Annotated in this window: 15 protein-coding genes and 2 pseudogenes; 8 read left to right on the top strand and 9 right to left on the bottom strand. The window is 68.0% G+C overall.

The genetic code is table 11. The features are described from left to right. Nucleotides 1-133: 133 nt before the first annotated feature. Both MM438_RS15670 and MM438_RS15665 read left to right on the top strand, forming a co-directional pair. Nucleotides 134-973 (top strand): trypsin-like peptidase domain-containing protein, encoded by an 840-nt coding sequence (locus MM438_RS15670; RefSeq protein WP_241454418.1) that lies wholly within the window; start codon nucleotides 134-136, stop codon nucleotides 971-973. A 128-nt stretch (nucleotides 974-1,101) separates the two neighbouring features. Next, nucleotides 1,102-2,637 carry a cellulase family glycosylhydrolase gene (locus MM438_RS15665; protein WP_241454416.1) on the top strand — a complete coding sequence of 512 codons (1,536 nt, stop codon included), beginning with the start codon at nucleotides 1,102-1,104 and terminating at the stop codon, nucleotides 2,635-2,637. 414 nt (nucleotides 2,638-3,051) lie between these two features. Here the strand turns inward: MM438_RS15665 and MM438_RS15655 are convergent, their stop codons facing one another. Further along, nucleotides 3,052-3,369 carry a transposase family protein gene (locus MM438_RS15655; protein WP_241454414.1) on the bottom strand — a complete coding sequence of 106 codons (318 nt, stop codon included), beginning with the start codon at nucleotides 3,367-3,369 and terminating at the stop codon, nucleotides 3,052-3,054. A gap of 480 nt (nucleotides 3,370-3,849) precedes the next feature. Between MM438_RS15655 and MM438_RS15650 the strand changes: the two genes are divergently transcribed. Both MM438_RS15650 and MM438_RS15645 read left to right on the top strand, forming a co-directional pair. Then, a complete protein-coding gene (locus tag MM438_RS15650) occupies nucleotides 3,850-5,166 on the top strand; it encodes an ISL3 family transposase (protein ID WP_420914044.1) in 1,317 nt (438 codons plus the stop codon). A gap of 73 nt (nucleotides 5,167-5,239) precedes the next feature. Then, the gene (locus MM438_RS15645; protein ID WP_241454409.1) at nucleotides 5,240-7,273 is read left to right on the top strand and encodes an acyltransferase family protein; all 2,034 of its coding nucleotides are present in this window, start codon (nucleotides 5,240-5,242) and stop codon (nucleotides 7,271-7,273) included. Between the two features lie 118 nt (nucleotides 7,274-7,391). On the opposite strand, the gene MM438_RS15640 is transcribed toward MM438_RS15645, so the two are convergent. From MM438_RS15640 to MM438_RS16870, 5 genes and pseudogenes are all read right to left on the bottom strand, one after another. Next, complete coding sequence (locus MM438_RS15640) at nucleotides 7,392-7,805, bottom strand: integrase core domain-containing protein (RefSeq protein ID WP_241454408.1); 414 nt, start codon at nucleotides 7,803-7,805, stop codon at nucleotides 7,392-7,394. A gap of 47 nt (nucleotides 7,806-7,852) precedes the next feature. Continuing rightward, nucleotides 7,853-8,102 (bottom strand): annotated as a pseudogene (locus MM438_RS15635) (integrase core domain-containing protein); the annotation flags it as partial. A 7-nt stretch (nucleotides 8,103-8,109) separates the two neighbouring features. Then, on the bottom strand, nucleotides 8,110-9,528 hold the full coding sequence (locus tag MM438_RS15630) for an IS30 family transposase (protein ID WP_241450126.1): 1,419 nt from the start codon (nucleotides 9,526-9,528) through the stop codon (nucleotides 8,110-8,112). Nucleotides 9,529-9,601: 73 nt separating this feature from the next. Beyond that, a pseudogene (locus MM438_RS15625) lies at nucleotides 9,602-10,587 on the bottom strand (IS3 family transposase); the annotation flags it as partial. A 39-nt stretch (nucleotides 10,588-10,626) separates the two neighbouring features. Beyond that, entirely contained in the window at nucleotides 10,627-10,908 is a 282-nt protein-coding gene (locus tag MM438_RS16870) for an integrase catalytic domain-containing protein (RefSeq protein ID WP_338155568.1), read from the bottom strand. A gap of 151 nt (nucleotides 10,909-11,059) precedes the next feature. Between MM438_RS16870 and MM438_RS15615 the strand changes: the two genes are divergently transcribed. From MM438_RS15615 to MM438_RS15600, 4 genes are all read left to right on the top strand, one after another. Then, nucleotides 11,060-11,557 (top strand): RNA polymerase sigma factor, encoded by a 498-nt coding sequence (locus MM438_RS15615; RefSeq protein ID WP_241454406.1) that lies wholly within the window; start codon nucleotides 11,060-11,062, stop codon nucleotides 11,555-11,557. Nucleotides 11,558-11,610: 53 nt separating this feature from the next. Continuing rightward, the gene (locus tag MM438_RS15610; protein ID WP_241454405.1) at nucleotides 11,611-12,954 is read left to right on the top strand and encodes a hypothetical protein; all 1,344 of its coding nucleotides are present in this window, start codon (nucleotides 11,611-11,613) and stop codon (nucleotides 12,952-12,954) included. A 326-nt stretch (nucleotides 12,955-13,280) separates the two neighbouring features. Further along, nucleotides 13,281-14,699: an alpha/beta hydrolase gene (locus MM438_RS15605; RefSeq protein ID WP_241454404.1), complete on the top strand. Its 1,419-nt coding sequence runs from the start codon at nucleotides 13,281-13,283 to the stop codon at nucleotides 14,697-14,699. A gap of 368 nt (nucleotides 14,700-15,067) precedes the next feature. After that, nucleotides 15,068-16,306, top strand: a complete 1,239-nt coding sequence (locus MM438_RS15600; RefSeq protein WP_241454403.1) for a polysaccharide deacetylase family protein — start codon at nucleotides 15,068-15,070, stop codon at nucleotides 16,304-16,306. Nucleotides 16,307-16,376: 70 nt separating this feature from the next. Here the strand turns inward: MM438_RS15600 and MM438_RS15595 are convergent, their stop codons facing one another. Genes MM438_RS15595 through MM438_RS15585 form a run of 3 tightly spaced genes read right to left on the bottom strand, consistent with a single transcriptional unit; the run spans nucleotide 16,377 to nucleotide 19,060 of the window. Beyond that, entirely contained in the window at nucleotides 16,377-17,243 is an 867-nt protein-coding gene (locus MM438_RS15595) for a hypothetical protein (RefSeq protein WP_241454402.1), read from the bottom strand. 21 nt (nucleotides 17,244-17,264) lie between these two features. Further along, the gene (locus MM438_RS15590; protein ID WP_241454400.1) at nucleotides 17,265-18,977 is read right to left on the bottom strand and encodes a relaxase/mobilization nuclease domain-containing protein; all 1,713 of its coding nucleotides are present in this window, start codon (nucleotides 18,975-18,977) and stop codon (nucleotides 17,265-17,267) included. Then, entirely contained in the window at nucleotides 18,974-19,060 is an 87-nt protein-coding gene (locus tag MM438_RS15585; RefSeq protein WP_407568327.1) for a hypothetical protein, read from the bottom strand. The genes MM438_RS15590 and MM438_RS15585 overlap by 4 nt, the downstream gene beginning before the upstream one ends. Between the last annotated feature and the right edge of the window lie 393 nt (nucleotides 19,061-19,453).

Genomic DNA, 19,453 nt, shown 5'->3' with positions numbered 1-19,453 from the left:
TCATGGATAGTTGTTCTTCCCTGTGCCGCAACGGGATTCGACGAGCGTGCTGCTGTCGGGGTAGGTGATGATGGGTGGTGCGGGTCACGCAGTGGCGGTGCGCCCGATCCCGATCCACGCTCGAGGAGACATCATGCGATCACCTGTCCTCGTCCATGCCGCATCGATCTGTCTGACCGCCGTCGGGGTGGTGGCTTCATCGCCGGTGGCTCAGGCCGCCGGGGGATTCGACGACTTCGACTCCACTGTCCGGATCCACAACTGCTCCGCGGCGCTGGTCCGGTTGCCCGGCTCGCAAGACCGCGACAAGGCGCTCGTGCTCACCAACGGGCACTGCGTGCCTGCGGGCCGCCTGAACGGCACCGAAGTCGTCGTGGATCAGGCATGGCCCTCCGGATCTGCGGATGCCCAGGTCATGTCCGGCAACGAGGGCCAGATGAGGGTGGTCCGCAAGATCAAGCTCGAGCGCATCGTCTACGCCACCATGAACCGCACCGACATCGCCGTCGTGCGGACCAACACCACCTACTCCCAGCTCGCCTCGGCGAACGTGCGTGTGCGTGCCCTGTCCACGACTCGGCCAGCTCCCGGCACGGCCGTCAACGTGCCGTCGGCATACTGGAAGACCGCCGGCCTCGGTTGCGCCGTCGATGCCATCGTTCCTGTGCTGCGCGAGGGCGACTGGACCTGGAACGATTCCATGCGGCTGGCCGGGGACAGCTGCACCGGGCTGCGTCCTGGCGCCAGCGGCTCACCGATGATCGATGACAGCTCCGGCGACATCGTCGGGGTCGTCAACACGGTGCAGACCGGCGACGGGCCTCCCTGCTCGGAGAACAACCCCTGCGAAGGCCGCAACGGCGTCACCGCACCCGCAGGCACCACCTATGGGCAGCAGACCTGGTGGGCCGCAGGTTGCTTCAAGGCGAGCGCCTTCAACCCCGGCCCCGCCTGCAAGCTCCCCCGCCCCTGATCTCTCGCCGGTCAGGTTCTCCTACCGGCTCACGGTGGCCAGCCAAGACTGCCACAGGCTACGCCCCGCCAGGCTGATCACCATGAGCCGGCGAGAGAACCTCAGTCATGACTGAGTAGGGTCCCCCTATGACACGCCCGGCAACCCTCCTCGCTCTGGGTCTCGCACTTGCTGCTCCGGCTCTCCCGGCCCTGGCCGCCCCCGCGCAGACCCACACCCCGCAGACCCCGACCGGGACCGCCAGGCCCACGGTCACCACCCGCGCCCGCGAGGTGGAGCGCTGGCAGTCCCACGGCCGCTGGATCGTCGACGGTCAGGGTCGGGTCGTGATCACCCACGGCGTCAACGAGGTGGAGAAGAACGCGCCCTACGCCCCCGACGCCGTGGGCTTCGGCGAGGAGGACGCGGCCTTCCTGCAGCAGCAGGGCTTCACGAGCGTGCGCCTCGGCGTGATCTGGTCCGGCGTCGAGCCGTCGCCGGGGAAGTACGACGACGCCTACCTGCAGCGGATCGAGCGCACCGTCGCCCTGCTGCACGCCCACGGCATCAGCAGCCTGCTCGACTTCCACCAGGACATGGTCAACCCGAAGTTCCAGGGCAACGGGTGGCCGGACTGGGCCGTGCTCGACAAGGGCGCACCCAACATCGTCAAGGCAGGCTTCCCCGGGAACTACTTCCTCAACGAGGGCGTCAAGAACTCCTACGACTCGTTCTACGACGATGCTCCTGCCTCCGACGGGGTCGGGATCGCCACGCACTACGCCAAGGCCTGGGGCCACACGGCTGCTCACTTCAAGGATGTCCCGGGGGTCATGGGCTACGACCTCTACAACGAGCCCTTCCCGGGCCACGGCTACCTCGAGTGCCTGGGGGCCAACGGTTGCCCCAAGGCCGACGGGCGCCTGTCCGTGGTGCAGCAGAAGGCGGTCGACGCGATCCGGGCCGTCGACCCGCGCACCACCGTCTACTACGAGCCGATGCAGTTCTTCAACATCGCCAAGCCCACCCACGTGCGACTCAAGGGCACCAACCTGGCCCTGTCCTTCCACGACTACTGCGTCAACCAGGCCACGATGCACCGCTACACGGGCTGCGCCGGCCCGGACGCCACGGTCTTCGCCAACGCCGAGGACCACGCCACGGCCACCGGGTCCGGCCTGCTCATGACCGAGTTCGGCGCGATCACGGCCCAGGACGTGCTGCGGGCCCAGACCGACCTCGCCGCGAAGAACCTCGTCGGCTGGCAGTACTGGGCCTACACCGGCAGCGACCCCACCACCGCAGGCCCGGGCAACGAGCAGGCCCTCGTCTTCGACCCGCGCAAGGACCCGACCGGGGACAACGTCGACTGGAAGAAGCTCGACGCCATCGCCGTCATCCACCCCGACCGGGTCGCCGGGCGCCCCTCGGCCTACGGCTACGACCGCGACAAGGGGATCTTCACGATGGCCTGGTCAGCGGTCCGGCCCGACGAGACCCTCGCCGGACCGGACGACGAGACCACCGTGGTGGTGCCCGAGCGGATCCGGGCCGCGGGCTACACCGTCGAGGCGACCGGGGCGAAGGTGACCTCCCAGCCCGGTGATGCGGTGGTGCGACTGCACCTCGAGCCCGGCGCCAAGGACGCCCGCGTGACCATCACACGCACCAAGACCACCCAGTGACTCTGGAGTCTTCTTCATTCGGTGCTCTGAACTGCGCTGATGAGCATGCAGGCGGTGATGATGGTGCTCAGGCGGAGTGAGCAACCAGGGTAGCGGCGGAGGGCCCGCAGGACTTGAGTTGGGCGTTGGCGCGTTCGCCTCGGGCACGGAGTCGTGTTTGGGAAGCGCTGATGACAGCCTTCTCATTCACCGACAGGCCCCGACGCGCGAACAGCCCGGTGGCCCGATGCCGATGTATCCCTTGTCGGCCAGGGCGCCGGCGGCGATCAGGGGCGCGAGGGCGTCGGGGATCTTGTGTTCTCGGGCGACGCGCACGTCGTGACGAGCTTCGGGTAGGGCTGGTGAGCAGCATACGAGGTCACCCCGTATTGCATCCTCTCGGCAGAGAGGACCCTCCACGACTCCCGGGGCGACTCAGACACACCCGGCACGGGACAGCTGCACCGCCCAGGCGACTGCGCGGGTCGTCAGCAGTGCCCGCGGCGCCGCGACCTGCTCGTCCTGCTCGACGAAGGTCCCACCCGCGCAAGTCGGCTCGGGGCAGACGTACCGTCGCTTGACCCACACCAAGGCCACCGGGCGACCGAACGACGGGGCGTCGACCAGGTGGACCTCGTCACGGTCGTGGGCGTGGACCACGACGCCACACACCAGGCAGCCGACCAGGTCCGGGACCGATTCCACCCTGACCACCAGCCAGCCCTGGCCCTCGTCGTCGTCAACGCCGAGCACGCGCATCCCGGACAGGCCCAACCACGCGTCGCACGCCGAGCACGAACCAGAAGCAGGGCACAGCGAAGTAGAGTCAGGCACAGCCGAGGTCCCTGGCAGGATCAGAGGGGGGTAGAAGTCCTCTGATCCTGCCAGGGACCTCGACCCCTAACCCCGACCCACCACCAACCCGGCTGCCGTGCTCAATCCACGCTCAAGTCCGAAGAGTCGGTAAGGCCCTCTCAGTGCGCTCTCGAACTCAACCATCACGATGGACGGTCCGTAAGCTGCATCGAGCAAACGGCCCGGCAAGGGCTGGATATCGCACGGATTTCGCCGCGCCGACGAGAGTAGGTGACGGGTTCCGCTTATCTGGCTCTTCCTACCTGAGCGTGGGTTGAGCACGGCGGCGGGCTCGGTGGTGGGGTGGGGGTAGGGGTCGAGGTCCCTGGCAGGATCGGAGGACTTCTACCTCGCACCGATCGCCGAAGGACCTCGACTGTGCCTGACTCTACTTCGCCCTGCCTTGCCGTTGGTTCGTGCTCGTCGTGTGATGCCTGGTTGGGCCTGTCGGGGATGAGGGTCCTGGACGTCGCCTGCGACGAGGATCCAGACCGGTTGGTGGTGCGGGTCGAGTCGGTGCCGGACGTGACGGGGTGCCCGGTGTGCGGGGTCGTCGCGCACGCGCACGACCGTGACGACGTGAGGCTGGTGGACGTGCCCTCGTTCGGGCGGCCGGTCCGGTTGGTGTGGGTCAAGCGACGGTATGTCTGCCCCGAACCGGCTTGTGCGGGTGGGACTTTCAGCGAGCAGGACGAGGCTGTGGCGGCGCCGCGGGCGTTGCTCACGACCCGGGCCGTGGCCTGGGCAGTCGAGCAGGTCCGCCGCGAGCACGCCTCCATCGCCGGCCTGGCCAGGCAGCTGGGCGTGCAGTGGAACACGGTGTGGCACGCCGTTCGTGCCCGGCTCGAGCAGCTTGATGCGGACCCGGCCCGGTTCGACGGGGTCACGATGCTGGGTGTCGACGAGCATGTGTGGCACCACGTTGACCAGCGCAAGCGGGGCCCGAAGATGCTCACCGGGATGGTCGACCTGACCCGTGACGAGCACGGACGAGTCCGGGCCCGGCTGCTCGACCTGGTCCCTGGGCGGTCCGGGACCGTGTACGGCGACTGGCTGACCCAGCGCGGCGATGCCTTCCGCGCGGGAGTCGAGGTCGCGACGTTGGATCCCTTCCACGGGTACAAGAACGCGACCAGCGAGCACCTGGCCGACGCGACCGCCGTCGTGGACGCGTTCCATGTCGTCAAGCTCGCCACGAGCTGCGTCGACGACGTCCGCCGCCGCGTCCAACAGGCCACTCTCGGGCACCGCGGCCGCAAGGGTGACCCCTTGTACCGGGTGCGGACGATCCTGCGCGCCGGGGTCGAGAACCTCACCGACAAGCAGAAGACGCGCTTGACCAGCGCGTTCGCCGCGAACGACGCCCACGTCGAGGTCCAGATCGCCTGGCAGGTCGCCCAGGACGTGCGAGCACTGTTCCACGCAGACGCGCCCGCGACCGGCCGCGCAGCCGCGCAACGCCTCCTCGGCGTGCTGCCGACCTGCCCCATCCCCGAAGTCAGACGCCTCGGCAAGACCTTGAAGCAGTGGGCCGAACCCCTGCTCGCGTACTTCGACACGGGCGGCGCGTCCAACGGCGGCACCGAAGCCGTCAACGGCCTCATCGAGCTCCACCGCCGCATCGCCCGAGGCTTCCGAAACCGCGACAACTACCGCCTACGCTGCCTGCTCATCGCCGGCGGACTCACCCCATGAACCCACGCTCAGGTAGGAAGAGCCGCTTATCTCGCCACCTACCGTGAGGTCGAATACCGAGAATGGAGGAGTCGTGAGCACTGGCACGCCACCGGCACGGTCGCACTTTGTCGGTCTCCGCGCCGGCAGGGGCCGCGTCAATGGGCTCGACGGGCTGCGCGCCATCGCTATTATATCCGTGCTCGTATTCCATCTCGACCGGCACTGGCTGCCCGGTGGGTTCATCGGCGTGGATGTGTTTTTCGTCGTCTCCGGGTTCCTTATCAGCACTCTGCTCATGCGCGAGCTTGAACGCACCGGCCGGGTCTCGCTCACCGACTTCTACCTCCGCCGTGCCCGCCGCCTGCTGCCCGCCCTCGTGTTCGTCGTCGTCGGAGCCATCAGCCTCGCGTTCGTCGTCGACCGGGAGCTGCTACTCGACATGGGTCGGCAGACTCTCGGCGCCGGGACTTTCTCCACCAACTGGCTCGAGATTGCCGCCGGTTCCGACTACTTCGCCGCCACGCAGCCGCTGCTGCTCATGAACTTCTGGTCCCTCGCCGTCGAGGAGCAGTTTTACCTGTTCTGGCCGGTGCTTCTCATCCTGCTGCTTGCCACTACCAGGACCCTGCGCCCGCGCGTCACCATCGTCGCCGCCGTGGCCATCGCGTCCGCCGTCCTCATGAGCGTGATGCTTGACCCCGCTGCCGCCACCCGCGTCTACTACGGCACCGACACCCATCTGTTCGGCCTGATGATCGGCGTCGTCCTCGCCCTCACCTGGTGCTCGCCCGGTCACTCCGTCCTGTGGAGCGACCCATGGCAGCGGGCCCGCGGCGCCATCCTGCTCGGAGGCCTCTCCGTTCTCGCCATACTGCTGCTGACCCTCTCGGAGACGACAGCTTTCACCTTTCGTGGCGGCCTCTTCCTCGCGTCCCTGTCATCCGCTGCGCTCATCGCGTCTCTACTCGCTGGCCCCCAATGGTGGGCCGCAGTCATGGACCTGCCACCACTGCGGTGGATCGGCGAACGCTCCTACGGGCTCTACCTGTGGCACTGGCCATTGATCCTTCTCACCGACTCCGCCCTCCCTAGCACCCCCGGAACCACCCGGTACACGCTCGTGCGGCTGCTGGCTGTCGCCCTGACGCTGCTCATCACCGAAGCCTCCTACGTCTTCATCGAGATGCCCATTCGCCGCGACGGTTTCCGCGCCACTCTCGCCCGCTGGGGAACTGCCCTGCGCGGCGAGGGACGCACTGTCCTACCCGTGCGAGTCGCCACAGCCCTCGGCGCTCTCTGCTTGGTTATGTCTGGCATCGGCCTCGCCATCGCACCCACCCAGACCGCCGCCGAGCGAATGGCCGCAGACAACGCCACCCTCCTCGCCCAGATCAAGGCCCGTCGAGCGGCAACCCCAATGCCCACCTCGACGCCCAGCCTCACCACTGCCGCTGTGACGTCGACCAGCATTGCGCCAGCAGCGCCCACCCCCACCTTGACCGGCGACTTCAACGGCATCCAAGAGAAGAAAGGCGCGAAGTATCCACCTGCTGTTCCTCGCCCCACTGGTCTGGGCCACATCGCTCCTAACTCTACCTTCACCATGCCTCGCGGCGACGAGATCACCATCATCGGCGACTCCATGGTCGCCACCACCGCCGCCGCGCTCGAGTGGTACTACCCTGGCGTTGACCTGGATGGCCGCTCCAACCGCCAGTGGGACGAGGCGCTCGGAATTATCCGCGAACGCAGCAGCGGACTTCGACGTGCCGTCGTCATCGATGTCGGCACCAATGGCTCGGTGAAGGAGGACGACCTGCGCCAGGCGCTCGATGTCATCGGGCCCAGGCGCATGGTCGTGCTCATGACGATCTATGGGCGCAGCGACTGGATCGACCAGTCGAACGACGTCCTACGCAAGGTCGCTGCCGAACACCCCAACGTCATAGTCACTGAGTGGAACGCCGTCGCCAAGGCGCACCCCGACATCCTGCAGCCCGACAAGACGCACCCGACGACCGCTGGCGCCCACTCTTTCGCGAAGACTATTGCCTCTGGCCTCGTGACCCTCAGCGAGAAAGCCACCGGCCACAAGGTTAACTGGACCGAGCCCGTCATCCCCTGACCTGTCTCGTGCCATCTGACGGAGGGGACTGCTGAAGATCTAGTTGACACTGACTTGTGGGGCCTTTGGGTCCTGCTGGAAGGATGTCACTATGCCTGCTGCTCACCCCTGTCCCGCGTCAAGTAGTTGGCAGGATTTCGGGTGCGGGAAAGGTGGGGATGGTCGGGTCGGCCAGGCCGTGGTGGACCTCTGCGGGCCGGTTCCACGCGAGGTGTTCGTGCGGGCGGACGGTGTTGAACTCGACACGGAAGGCGTCGGCCTCGCGGACCAGGTCGAGAGCGTCGTCGATCTGCTCGCGGTAGAGCCTCTCGTACTTCAACGACTGAAAGGCCCGCTCGCGGACACCGTTCTGCCCAGGCGTGCGCACGCGCGTGCGGACATGGCGCAGCTCGGGGTGGGCCGTGATGAAGTGCTCGAACCGGAACGAGCGGAACGGTCCGCCGTTGTCGGTGACCAGCGTGATCGGGACGATCTCACCAGTGTCAGGATCCGTCGGATGGTCGACGGGGCCCTGCCCCCGGTTCTTGGACACGGGGGTTGATTACGCGGCGGGCGCCAGCGTAGCGGTGGTGGTCTCCTAGTCGTTGGGGCAGGTGAGCCGCACCAGGAGTGGCGGCGCTTGGTGTTGTAGCGGGTCAGCCAGCGGAACAGCTGGCGGCGGCAGGTGGCCTCGTCGGGCCAGGCGCGCTCGTCCTTGGAGAACTTCACGTTTGACGGCCGCGTTGAACGCCTCGGCGAGGCTGTTGTCAGCGCTCGTGCCGACCGCGCCCATGGACTGGGTCACTCCCAGCCGCCGGCACACGGCGGCGTAGTCCTTGCTCGTGTAGACGGCGGGTTCAACCGGTCGATGCAACACCGGCTTGTTCCAGCGATCGTAAGTGCTCGCCGAGCACTTCTGCGGGTGTCTTCCATCCGAGGACCTTGCGGGGCCGGTTGTTCAGGGTGTACGCGATGGCCTGTAGGTCGGTCGCGGTCCAGCGGGACAGGTCGGTGCCCTTGGGGAAGTACTGGCGCAGCAGCCCGTTGGTGTTCTCGTTCGTGGGCCGCTGCCAGGGCGAGTGTGGGTCGGCGAAGAACACCCGGGTGCCGGTCGCCATCGTGAACGCGGCGTGCCCGGACAGCTCCTTGCCGCGGTCCCAGGTGATCGTCGTGCGCAGCTGCTGCGGCAGGTCGCTGATCGCGGCCGTGAGGGCCTGGTTCATCGCGACGGCGCCGTACCCGCCCAGTGAGGTGCCGTTCTTGGCCGGGGGCTGCTCGCCCCACCCTTCCAGCCGGGGTAGGTGGACCAGGATCGTGGCGCGACTGTGCCGCTCGACCAGCGTCCCGATCGCCGAGCGGCCCGTCCCGATGATCAGGTCGCCTTCCCAGTGCCCCGGCACGGCCCGGTCGGCGGCCTCAGGCGGCCGCTGGCTGAGGACGACGTCGGGGGTGACGTGTCCCTGGGCCTTGTTCCGGGACCGCTCGCGCGGGTGACGCAGCGCTCGGCCGGTACGCAGGCAGGCCACCAGCTCGCGTCTGAGCGCGCCACGACCCTCGATGTACAACGCCTGGTAGATCGCCTCGTGGCTGATGCGCATGCCTTCATCATCGGGGAAGTCGATCGACAACCGTTGGCTGATCTGCTCGGGGCTCCACGCCCTCGACCAGCGCCGGTCAGCGCGTCGGGGCTTGTTCAACCCTTTCCACTCGCCGGCGTCCGGGCCGGCCACGACCGTGCCGTCCGGGTGGCAGACCTGCCCGGCGAGCCGGTCCTGGACGTAGGCGCGCAGCCGCGGGTTCGTGACCATCTTCGCGACCTTCGGCCGCTTGGCCGCTTCCTGAGCCTTCCACTGCGCCACGACAGCCCGGTACTCCAACCGATGACCACGGGTAACGGCGTTGCGGCGCAGCTCACGACTGATCGTGCCCGGGTCGCGCTGAAGCTGTCGGGCGATCGAGCGCACCCCCGCCCCCTGGGCACGCAGGATCGCGATCTCCTCACGTTCCTCGAACGACAGATACCGCCCGGACGGGGCACCAAGACTCAGCGGTGGCATCCCCCCAGCGTGACGAAACCACCGCATCCCCACCGGCACGGACACGCCCACCACCAACGCGGCCTGCGCGGTCGTGACCCCCGTCGCGATCACCCGCCAGAACTCCCGCTGCACCGCCCGCGACGGCTGCGGACGGCCCGGGGAACGCATCGGCGGCCGCAACGCCCGATCAGCACGCCACTGCCGACGCACCCCCTCGGGCACATCGCCGGTCCTCATGCTCCAATGCCCGGTCGCCACGACCCGCACCACCCTCCTGCTCAGGGTGTTGCGACGACCAGTTGAATCCGCCGACCGACCCGTGGTCGGAGTGAAAGATGCCTCCTTGCAGAGTTCCTCGGGTCGCGGCGGCGGCCTGCAGCGCGTCGATGACCAGGGCGGTGCGCATGTGGTCGGCGATCGCCCACCCGACCAGACGACGCGAGTAGCAGTCGATGACGGTGGCCAGGTACAGGTTGCGCCCGCACGACAGCGGCAGGTAGGTGATGTCGCCGACGCACCGCTGGTTCGCCGCGGGCGCGGTGAAGTCACGCCCCAGCAGGTCGGGGTACTTCTGGTCGCTCTGGTCGGGCACGGTGGTGCGCACGCGCCGCTTCTTGACGTACCCGACGATCTGGTGGTCCCGCATCACGCGCGCGACCCGCTTGTGGTTCACCCTCTCGCCCACCGGGGCGCCATCGTTGAGCTCGGCGGTCACTCTGGGCGCACCCATGGTGTTGTCCTCGTCGTGAATCGCCCGGATCCGCCCGGCCAACGCGGTGTCGGCCTCAGCACGCTCGGCCCGCGCGCCGGCGGCAGCGCGCCACGCGTAGTACGACGAGCGGTGGACCTGCACCAGCTCGCACACTCGCTTCACCTCGAAGGCGTCCTGGTGGTCGGCGACGAACTGGAAGCGACTCACCAGCGCGTCTCCCCGGCGAAATACTTGGCCGCCCGCTGAAGGATCTCCCGCTCGGTGGCCAGCTTGGTCGTCTCGACCTCCAGCTCACGCACCCGAGCCTCGAGCCGGACGACCTTCTGCTTAGCCGTCTCACCCAGCGGGCCCGACGCTGCCACCGACACCGCCCCTCGCGGGACGGGCGACTGCAACGGGCTGGCGGTCAACGTCCCGTCCGCCGCGGTCTTCTTACCGGTCCCGTACACCTGCAGCCACTGACGCAGCGTGCCTCGCACGATGCCCAGGTCCTCGGCGATGCCCCGGACCGTGGCCCCGGGCGTGGACTCGTACAAGTCGACGGCCTGCCGACGGAACTCATCGGAGTAGTTCTTCCTGGCCATGATCCTCAGATCATCTCGCTTCCCCAGCAGATGCTGGATTCAGCGTGTCCAAGAACCGGGGGCAGGACCCACGAGCGTGACGCCGTCGAGCATCGCTTCGGCCTCCGCCAGGGCCAGCTCGACCCCGGCGATCGCGTCGTGCTGGTTCGCGGTGGGTGACCAGTGCCAGCCGAACTCGTACTTGCTGAAGTAGTCCACGACCCCGGCCACGCGCCAGGTCCCACCGCCCGTGGTCTCGCACTCGGAGAAGTCGAGCTGCCAGACCTGGTTCGGCCCCGTGGGTGGCGCGGCGAACGCGGGTCCTGACCCTCCTGCTCTCAGACGCCGATCATGCCCTCACAACCGGTCTGCCAGAAAGGATGACGCGGGACACCAGCTGGCTAGTTGCTCCAACCAAGGCCGCTCCTGCGGCGTCTTAGGGGGCATGACAGCAGTTAGTCTCGCCCCCGAGCATCGAGTGTGGAGGGGGTGTATGTCTGTGTCGTACCGTGGCGGCGCCACGGCCGAGGCTGCGGTGCGCGACATCTATCAGGTGTACTACGGCAGGCTTGCCGGGTGGGCGGCAAGCCTGGTGGGCGATCGGGACCTGGGCCACGACTTGGCGACCGAGGCCTTTGTGCGGCTGCTTCACCACGTCGACTCGGTGTCGGAGCCGCGGGCCTGGTTGTACACCACTACCGGCAATCTGGTCCGTGACCACTGGCGCAAGCGTGGTCGAGAGGCTATGGCTTACGCGAAGGTCCACCACGATCGAGGGGCTCTCCCGGCGGACTCTGCGTCCGTGCTCACCGTGAGGGAGGCTGTTCTATCGCTTCCCGACCGCCTGCGCATGGTGGTTTTGCTGTACTACTTCGCGGACCTGCCCGTGGCCGTCGTTGCCCAGCAGCTCGGGAAGTCCACCGGTGCTGTCAAGCGCGATCTCTACGAGGCCCGCGGACGTCTGGCCTCTCTCCTGGACGGTGTGCGATGACGTCTGACTCTGGCGGAACCGGTCCCGACCCCCGCGACGACGACCCGGTCGCGATGTTCTTCCGCAACCAACGCGACCAAATTGTCCCGCTGCCGAGCGATGACCTGCGGTGGCGACGCATCGTAGATGCCAGACGCCGCGACCGCTTCAGTTGGTTGAATCCCTGGATGGTGGCAGTGTCCACCGCGGCGGCCGTGGCGGTCGCGGTGACCGGTGGCGTTCTCCTGCACCGCGAGCCCCTGGAGACTGCTCGGAGCGCCGCGGTCACCGACCGGGCCCGGGTCGGGCAGGCGCCACCGCCCGATTTCGTCATCACTTCGGTGAGTCGTCCTCCTGGCGGTACGACCTATGCCCTCGGCGATGCCGTGTGCTCGGACTCCGGGGCTCGATGCCCCGTCGTGGCCGCAGGCTCGGATGGCGGCCGATGGCAGGTTCGGTCGGTGCTCATCGACCGCCCTGCTCCTTTGGAGGCGACGAGCGCCGATCGGACCACCGTCACCACTGTCACCTTCGTCGATGCCGAGCGTGGTTGGGCCTTCGGTGGAGCTCTCCTGGGTACCACCGATGGGGGCCGGACCTGGCGTCCCCTGGATCATCCCGAGGGGAGGGTGACCGACCTGTCGGTCACCCCGTCCGCGCCCGATCCTCTGGCTCTCGCCACGCTGGACCTCTCGAGCAGCCGAGGGGAACCTGTCGTGAGGATCCGCCGGAGCGACCTGGACGGCTCCCGTGTGACGCTCGATGCCGTGGTGCCCTGGTCGGCTAAGACGCCGGCCCCGATCGGGCCCAGGATCGTCCGGCGCGGCGACGACATCGTCGTGCTGCCCACCCTCGACGGGGGCAGCTCCGGCGCGAGCGGGGGGGTCGTCGATGTCCAGGGGCGTTACCGCGCCATCGTCCCCTCGAAGCGGGTGACGGGTTGTGCAAGCCCGACCATGTGGGCGGCCTCGCCTACTGGGCGCTGGTTGTATGCCCGGTGCGCTCTATCTGCGGGTGCTCAGCCGATCGACCAAGTGTCGCTCATAGTCAGTGGCGATGGGGGGCGGACCTGGGACTTCAGCGGCGTGCCGACACCTCCTGCCGGACGAAGTGTGGGTGCCAGCGATGGGCGTCAGCTCGTCGCTGCCCTTGACGACGGCCTGGTCCTCGCCGCTGCCGATTCGTCTGGTCAGTTGAAGGTGCTGCGTCGAACAGCATCCGGTGTCACCGAGGTGCCCGGGGCGCCGAGGTCCGCCACCGGCTGGCAGGCGCTGCGCGCCGAAGAAGACAAACTGACTGCTATTCCTGCAGTCTCCGGGGTCTTTTGCGAAACACGGACCGCGGCCGCACCTGGCGCACCATCCACGTGGCAGGAGGCTCGGGCTCCGCCGTGCGGCGCTGACCGTCTCGCTCCCTGACCCGTCTTGTCCCTCACAAACAGCAAAGATTGACTGAGATCATGATCTTTGGACACCACGCCGTCTCGGCGCGCGCCACTCGTCATAGGCGTGCGCTGGGCATCTCAAGCGCCGCTGTGGTGGCTGCTGGTTTGCTCCCGGCCGCAGCAGCTGCACCTGTACCTGCGGCAGCTGAAGCCCCGACCCCCACGTCTGCTCCGGCGACGTTGAAGAGCACTGCTCCGGTTTGGCCGCAGCCGGGGGCGCAGGTCCCGGCAACCCCGACTCTGCGGTGGACGAAGTGCGACGAGCCTGACTTCGACAAGTTGCATCTGCAGTGCGCGACGGTGAAGGTGCCGCTGGACTATGCGCGACCGGGCAGGGCGAGCATCTTGCTCAACGTGGTTCGGCACAAGGCGAAGGCCAAGAAGGCCAAGGGGTCGGTGTTCGTCAACCCGGGCGGTCCGGGCACCAGCGCGAGCTCGCGCATGGAGATGTTTATGGAGGCTCTCGGCAAGCCCATCACGTCTCAGTTCGACGTCGTGGGTATGGACCCACGCGGCATCGGCGTCGACAGCCAGGCCTCGTGCTGGAGCAAGCAGGACGCGCCCGGCAAGCCTGACGGTTTTCCGCTGTCTGCAGCTGAGGCCAAGCAGCAGATCGTGCGTGACACTTTCGAGCGCAAGGCCTGCGACAAGGTCGGGCACCCGATCATCGACCACATGTCCACCGGCGACGTCGCCCGGGACATGGAGCTGATGCGTCAGGCCGTCGGGGACCCGCAGCTTTCTTACTACGGCGTCTCGTACGGCACCGTTCTCGGCTCTACCTACGCAGCGATGTTCCCCAGCAAGGTGCGGGCGCTGATCCTGGATGGCGTGGTTGACCCAGTCGACTGGACCACCGGGAAGCCGGGCGAGAGTGACCGCATCCCCAGCAGTGCCCGAACCGGCTCAGGCAGGGGCGCGGACGAGTCGTTGCGAGCTCTCTTTGCGGCATGCAAGGCTGCCGGGCCCAAGAAGTGCAAGCACGGGGCCAGCATCGCCAGCGAGTGGAACCAGCTCATGACACGCCTGGCGAAGGGGCCGGTCAAGACAAAGGAACACACTTTCACCAAGGCGGAGACCATCAGCTCCGCCATGGAGAACCTCTACTCACCTGATCAGGCGACATCGTTCATGGACTGGATCCACGACGAGTACCTCACTGTGGTCAAGAAGACTCCTCGTGCTGTCAACAGGCCCAAGACCACCGGGCTCGTCCCACCGGGCCTGGCGGTAGTCAAGCCCGGCCCCGTGGTCTCTCCCGTCACTGGATACGCGGATCACGCCAAGTGGATCGATACATTCCGGCAGGCGGGTGTCATCTGCGCCGATGGCGTGAACCCGAAGGACCCCATGGCCTGGCACACCTACGCCACCCAATCCGCCAAGACGTCATGGTTCACGCCTCTGTGGACCTGGCAGAGCTCGCTGTGTGCCGGATGGCCCGGCGCTCACTCCGGGGCCTACTGGGGGCCTTTCAACGTCAAGCCTGCCCACCCTCTGCTCGTGATCGGCAACACCCATGACCCTGCGACGCCCCTGGCCAACGCCAAGGCCGTCGCTGCCATGTCACCCGGTGCGCGGCTGCTGACCCTCGACGCCTTCGGCCACGCAGCTGGCGGTAAGAGCGTCTGCGTGACCAAGGCCATGCAGAACTACCTTCTCACCGGCGCACTCCCGGCATCTGGCCTGGTCTGCAAAGACGCCAAGCCCATCTTCTGACCAGAAAACATCTATCCCACGTAAGCAGTCGGGCCCGCCATGGCGTGCCCGACTGTTTACGCCCCTTATAGCAGGAGCTACGTATGCCTCGACCACGCCAAGCAGCGCCCACCACTCTGGCATCGTTCCTCGTTGCCGCCTGTCTTGTCATGTCCGGGTGCAGCAGCACCCCTGCCACCCACAGCGAGGGAAGTCATCCCGTAGCAGCGGAGAAGGCGTCCTCGCCTGACACTCGTCCTGCCAACCCATCGGTCACGATCCGGCCTGCATCAGCATCGTGGGACGACAGTCCACAGGTCCCAGAGGTTCTAGTTCCTGGGCTCAGTTTCGGCCAGGACTCAAGTGAGGGAACTGACCACAGATATGTCATGCGCTGGCCCGAGGTGCCAGCCGCGACCGCTCTGAACGAGACGATGCGAGCACAGACGACACGGCTGCTCAAAGAGCATCTGGCTCAGGTTGACGACCAGGCGGAGTTGCACGTCAGCGGAGTCGTTGTGCTGTGGTCGCCTCAGATCGCCGCCGTGCGCCTGACCGCCCTAGTCCCGCAAGGCGCTAAAGGCGCGATCACCCACAAGACATTCTACGGTGACCGCGAAGGCACCTGGGCGGCGCCTTCGCTGGACCTGATCGACCCAGCTCGACGTGATGACTTCCTCAAGACCGTACTCACACGAGTCTCCTCCCAGGCAGGCGAAGACGGCGTGGGCGATGGCGTCACCGCGAAGGACGCCCTGACCGACATCACGATCACCCCACGAGGCGGGCTACGGGTCATCATCGACCAAGGCATCGCCGCACCACTGACAGTAAAGAACCTCGCCACAGAGATCCCGGCTGATCAGGCCGCTGCGTTCCTCTCCGACCGAGGACGCGCGGTAGTGGCTGCCGCCCAAACAGGCCCAGAACCCAGCGCAGCCTCCAATGAGTCGTCTAGCGACGCAGCTGGCGACGAACCCTCCACCGAGGCAGCGACCGCCCCTGCACTTCCTTCGCCTGAGTCCGTGGACTGCCAGGCCCGACGGTGCGTCGCTCTCACCTTCGATGACGGCCCCGGGCCATACACCTCGCACCTGCTGGACGAGCTGTCAGCCGCGAATGTCCGCGCAACCTTCTTCACGCTTGGTCAGAACGTGCAAGCGCAACCCGAGGTCGTTCGCCGGGCGGCAGCTATGGGGATGGCCATCGGCAACCACACCTGGGACCACCGCGATCTGCGACGACTCAGCAAGAAGCAACAGCAGCGAGAACTCGACGACACCGAACGAGTATTGCGGCCGATCACTGGGTCGACCGGGCCCACGTTGGTCCGACCGCCGTACGGCTCCTTCGACGCCACCACCAAAACCCTCGGCCACCCGCTGATCCTGTGGGACGTAGACACCGAGGACTGGAAGAACCGGGACGTCGCGGAGACGACCCGACGAGCGGTCGAAGGCGCCAGAGCGGGCTCGATCATCCTCATGCACGACATCCACCCCTCCACCGTCAAGGCCATCCCCGGCATCGTGAAGGCCCTGAAGAACAAGGGATTCACTCTTGTCACCGTTCCACAACTCATGGGTGAAATGACTCCCGGGTCTGTCATTTTTCGCAAAAATCATTGATAACTGACTCTTCACAGTTGAGAGTGAGGTTTTCTCGCCAGAAGAGGGGCCATCTCGAGGATGCTGCTCGTCAGCGTCCGGTCATGCCCCGTTGCGTCTGCCGCGTGAGGGCCGGCGCCTGCCGGTTCGGGCGGGGACTGGGGGCCTGACGGGGTTGGTGGGTGACGGCATCGGTCGCGGGGCGTGCCTGGGCGACGTCGGCGGTCATCCGCGCCTGGACCGCTGTGCGGTTCTCGACGTGGTCCAGGCTCTTCGCGGTCGCCTGGCGGCGTTCGGCCGAGTCGTACAGGTGCCCGGCCTGGTCACGCTTCCCCTGCGCCTGATCTTGTGCGTGGTCAGCCTGCGCGCCGTGGCGACCGGCCTCCTGCAGACGACCCCGAGCCAGGGCTTGGTGCATCCGGTCGGTCTCTTCCCGGACGCGACGGTCCAACACGTCCGCGTCCGCGACGAGCCCGACCGCTTTGCCGGTCTTCTCCGTCGCGTCCGAGCGGTCATCGTCTGCTCTCGCGCGGGCCCGCTCCTTGTGCTCGATCGCTTCCGCCACGGCGGCCGGGTCGCTGTCCTCGGCCACGTCCACGCCATACCGTCGGCGTACCTGCTCGGTGATGCGTTCCTCGGCGCGCACCGCGGCGGGGTCCACGTCACGCCATGCCTTCGCGGTCTCGTAGGCCTTCGTGATCTCCCGCACGGTCGCGCCCTCCCACCAGCCGTCCTGGTGGACCGGCGCCAGCGCAGCGCGTGCCGCGGCCTGCTCGGCACGCGACCGCTGCGCCGTCTCGGCGGCCTCCTGCTCGCTGCTCGCCTGCGCCAGGCGGGCACGGCGCTCCATGTCGCGGGCACGACGCTCACCGACCCGCGCGGCGACCGTCATAGCGACCTGGGTCACCGTTCCCAGGGCCTCGTCCATGCCGTCGTCGTCCCCGTGGTACTGGCTCATCGTGTCCCGCTCCCCGTGCTGCTATCGGTTGATTCCTGTGTCCCGGCCCTGGTCGCGGCCGGCACCTGCGGGTGCCACTGGTCGTGCCCGCCCGCCGTCGAGATCCCGCGGCACGGGTGACCCCACCTGGCGCAGCGGCGCGCCGTGGGCCTGCCGTGCCAGACGCACCGCCTCGACCGCCTTCGCGTCCGCGTGACCCGCCGACACCGACACCGGACCGGGGCTGGGGCTGGGGTCTGGCAGGCGAGCAGCCATCACGGCCAGATCACGACGGATAGCCCGCTCGATCGCCGCTGCCCGCTGCGCGTCCTCCATCGCCCGGTGCGCATCGAACAAGGCCCGGGACAGGTTCGCCAGCTGCCGCAGCATCACCGCTTGAACGGCTTTCTCCCGACCCCTCGCAGTGCGCGCCCCGAGCAGCGTCGCAGCACCCGACGCGGACGCCAGGCCCGCACGCGGCGCGCCGCCCGGCTTGCGGCGCAGCTCGGCCGACCTCGCCAACACGTCAGCCGTCGCAGCGAGCGGTCCAGGGACCACCTCGACACGCACCGACCACGCCGCGAACGCCCCCGCCGTCTGACGCGCCACCCGCGCCCACACCTCCCGGTCATCAACCGGCACCGACCGCAGCTGATCACGCAACCGGTCCAGATCCGCCCCGACCTCACGCCACAAGGCCGGGTCCGGTTCACGGGCCTCCCGGCCCGGCGCGACCGGCCGCCGACCCCGCCGGGCCGCGCCCCACTCCGCGGCCGCCGCCGACGCACCTTGCGGTGTGTCGGGCCACTCAGCGCGCAGCCGCGGCAGCGTCAGGTCACGCGCCAGGTGCCCGCCTCCGTACCAGATCGGACGCTGCCCCGGCTCAGGCCGGGCAGCCACGCTGTACCCCGTCACCACGTCCCGGGTGCCCTCCGCGTACCGAGCACGCACCAGCACCCCCTGACGACGCATCCGGCGCACGAACTCCGCCTCATCCGCAGACGCCGTCGCGCACGCCCGCACCACCCGAGCCAACGCCCACCGAGGCTGATCCGCGGCGCGCTGCGCGCTCACCAAGTCCTCGCGCTCGTCCTTGCCCAGGCTCCACCACGTACGCGACTCGGTACCCGCCCGGCGCGCCGCCTCGAACTTCCCCCGCGCACGACGACGCGCGTCCGCCTCGATCTCGGCCGGGTGATAGCCACGACTCGCCCGGTCGTGCTGCGCGCTCTCCAGACGCTGCAAACCGAACTCGACCTCCAGCCCGCGGCACGCCCTCTGCGCGTCCCGGAAGTCACCCCACACGTCCGCCTTCGTACCGTCCTCACGCACCAGGTTCACCACCAGGTGCACGTGATCATTACCCGCCGACGACACCCCGTGCCGGAACGCGATCCACCGCGTCGGCGCCTTGGTTCCTTCCTGGTCATCCAGACCCATCCTCCGCACGAACGACTCACTGATCTCACGCCACCGCTCGTCCGTCAGCCGCCCCTCCTCGGCCCGCAGCGACAACGAGCAGTGCCACACATGCCCGCCCCTGACCTCGACATCGAACGCCCGGCGCGGACGGTCCAGGTGCCGCGCGATCGCCAAGGCATCCTCATGTCCGAGCTCGTTGTCGTCGTACCACGCCATCAACGCCGGGTCACCCGCGACCAGGTGCGGCTCGGTGTGCTCGTTACGCCGGCCCGGACCAGCCAGGTACACCAGCAACCCACCCATCCGGTCCCCCCGGGTGATGTTCGGCATCATGACGACAACCCGTCCACGACCCGGTCGATGCGCTCCGCAACCCGGCGCACCGCCGCCAACACCTCCGGCACCTGCGGCACCACCTCACCGGTGCTGTTCGCCACCCTCGCCACCTGGTTCACGTTGTTCGCGATGTTCCCCAACAACCGGTGAACCGCGAACAACTCCGTCACCACCGCCTCACGAACCGACGCGTTCCCCGCCGCCGCCTCACTCCCCCCAGCAAGAGCCGAGTCCACCAGCAGCTTGGGCACGCTCACCCGGTACCGCAGAGCCAGACGCAACAACTGCGCCTCCTCCTGCGGCGTCACCCGCACGACATGCCGATGCTGACGACCACCCTCCACACGACGACGACGACGCACCGGCTCACCACCACCCACGACGTCACCCCCCTCCGCCAGCGCAGCGACCCGCCACCGCGGGACCGTCTACACCCCAGTGTAGACCACCAAGCCGATCCGGGCACCGGATCA

Origin of the sequence: Arsenicicoccus dermatophilus (assembly GCF_022568795.1) — a bacterium.
Lineage (GTDB): Bacteria > Actinomycetota > Actinomycetes > Actinomycetales > Dermatophilaceae > Arsenicicoccus > Arsenicicoccus dermatophilus.
The sequence above is the reverse complement of the archived record's forward strand: the minus strand, read 5'-3'. Positions and strand labels throughout refer to the sequence as shown.